This window comes from Nocardia farcinica, assembly GCF_029867845.1.
GTDB classification, from domain to species: Bacteria; Actinomycetota; Actinomycetes; order Mycobacteriales; family Mycobacteriaceae; genus Nocardia; species Nocardia farcinica_A.
Window position 1 is genome coordinate 1 of record NZ_JARWRU010000996.1, and the last position, 2028, is coordinate 2028.

Annotated in this window: 3 protein-coding genes; 2 read left to right on the forward strand and 1 reads right to left on the reverse strand. The window is 69.1% G+C overall.

The features are described from left to right. Positions 1-362: hypothetical protein (locus QH283_RS22065; protein WP_280504873.1), on the forward strand; the 362-nt coding region annotated here is incomplete at its 5' end. Between the two features lie 147 nt (positions 363-509). Here QH283_RS22065 and QH283_RS22070 read toward each other — a convergent pair. After that, positions 510-908: a DUF4870 domain-containing protein gene (locus QH283_RS22070; RefSeq protein ID WP_280504874.1), complete on the reverse strand. Its 399-nt coding sequence runs from the start codon at positions 906-908 to the stop codon at positions 510-512. A gap of 154 nt (positions 909-1062) precedes the next feature. Between QH283_RS22070 and QH283_RS22075 the strand changes: the two genes are divergently transcribed. Further along, the gene (locus QH283_RS22075; protein WP_280504875.1) at positions 1063-1929 is read left to right on the forward strand and encodes an AraC family transcriptional regulator; all 867 of its coding nucleotides are present in this window, start codon (positions 1063-1065) and stop codon (positions 1927-1929) included. Positions 1930-2028 lie beyond the last annotated feature (99 nt).

Here is a 2028-nt window from a genome sequence, read left to right on the forward strand (position 1 = left end):
CCTCACCGGCCAGGACCGACAACACGATCCTGACCTTCTCCTCAGCCGGTACAGCCGGCGGTCTCGCCATGAACGATCAGACTCCTTCTACAGGTCAAACCCGCAACAAACGGGCCCTGCCACAAAGTCTGACGCGCGACACGGCCACCAGCCAGCCGCCTCCACACCGGCGTCACCAACGTCATGGCCTCATACATCTAGCTTCGACGTCTAGGAGGACGTCCTCGGTTTCCGCCGACCTCGATCCGGCCACCGGCGAGCCGCGGGCCGGGCTGTCGCGTGCCGGGCTGTGGTGGGCCGGGCTGTGGTGGGCCGGGCTGTGGGGGTGTGGCTTCCCGATCCGTGCCGACGGCGCACGGTGATTCGGCGTTGCGCGACCGGTGAGAAGGCGTGAGCCATGACGGGAACGTGACTGCCGACGGTCCGAGGAGGTGTCGGGCCGTCGGCGTCGGTTTCGTGGGGACTGTCGTCAGTCGGTGGATGGGGTATGCGGGAGCTGAGGGCGTTCGTTACGCGACCGCCCTCGCCAGCCGATCGGCGTAGGGGGCGACGAACTTCCCGACGAGGGGCAGGTCGGCGCGCGCCCCGCCGGTCTTGCCGGCCTGGACCATCGCCATGACCCAGACGGCCAGGGCGAGCAGGCAGAGGGCGAGGTCGACCAGGCTCAGGACGATGCCGATGGCGCCGAGGAGCGAGCCGACGATGCTCAGGGCGACGTTGAGGACTGTGATCGCGCCGAAGAAGACGGTGGACTGGGCGGCATGGAACTTCACGTCGGGGTCGTGCTTGCCGAGGAACAGGAAGACGACGCCGGAGACCCAGCCGAAGGCGTAGGAGAGGATCGCGCTGGTCTTCTTGTCGAGGCCGGTGGACTGCTGGTGGTTGCCGGAAGGCTGTGCGGAAGTCATGCGGTGAGTAAAGGCCGGGCGCGTCGTCTACCGATCCCAAGTTTTCGCCGTGCGCCCAGGTCGGCGGCTGTCGGGTCATCCGATCGGATCGGACCGCTGCGGTCGGGCGGTGGGCGCCGTCGGGCGGGAAGAGTGTTTCTCGAAGGGAGTGACCGTGATCGCGCTACTGAATCGGCTCGTCGAGGAGATCGAGGCCCGGTTGGGGGAGCAGGTCGAGGTGGACCGGGTCGCCGCCGAGGGCGGGACGACCGGCTATCACCTGCGGCGGATGTTCTCCTCGCTGGCGGGAATGCCGTTGTCGGAGTACATCCGTCGGCGGCGGATGACCGTGGCGGCCGCGGATGTGGTCGGCGCGGAGGATCTGCTGACGATCGCGGTGCGCTATGGATACGGCTCGACCGAGGCGTTCGGGCGGGCGTTCCTGGCCGTGCACGGGGTGAGCCACACCGTGGTTCGCCGCGACGGCGGCCCCCTTCGCAGCCAACCGCAGCTCAGGTTCCGCCTGACCGTTGAAGGGAGTACCCCCATGGACGCACGAATTCTGGATCGGCCCGCGTTCCGGCTGATCGGCCACGCGGCGCGGGTGCCGCTCATCCACGAGGGCCTCAACCCGCACATCCGCGCTCACATCGAAGCGCTGCCCGCCGCCGAGCACGAGCGGCTGAAGGCGCTGAGCAATACGAATCCGCCCGGCTTGTTGCAGGTCAGCGATGACGTCGACGCGGACTACGCGCAGGGAAGCGAGCTGACCTACCTGCACGGTGTGGCCGTCGACGCGGGCACCCCGGTGCCGGACGATCTCGACGCCATCGAGGTCGAGGCGGGCAGTTGGGTGGTGTTCCGCACCTCGGGCCCGCATCCGGCGGCGTTGCAGGAGGCCTACGCGGCGACGGCGACGGACTGGTTCCCGTCCAACCCCTGGCGGCTGCGTCCCGGGCCGTCGATCGTCGCGGTGCTCGAGCATTCGCCGGATTTCACCACCGCGACCTGCGAGCTGTGGATGCCCGTCGAGCGGGAGTGAGGTGATCGGCCCGGCCTCGGCCCCGACCGGCCGCCGCGGGGGCGGCGGAGAGATCGGCGTGAAGATCAGCGCAACGCTTAGGTTGGTGGTGGGGGGGGA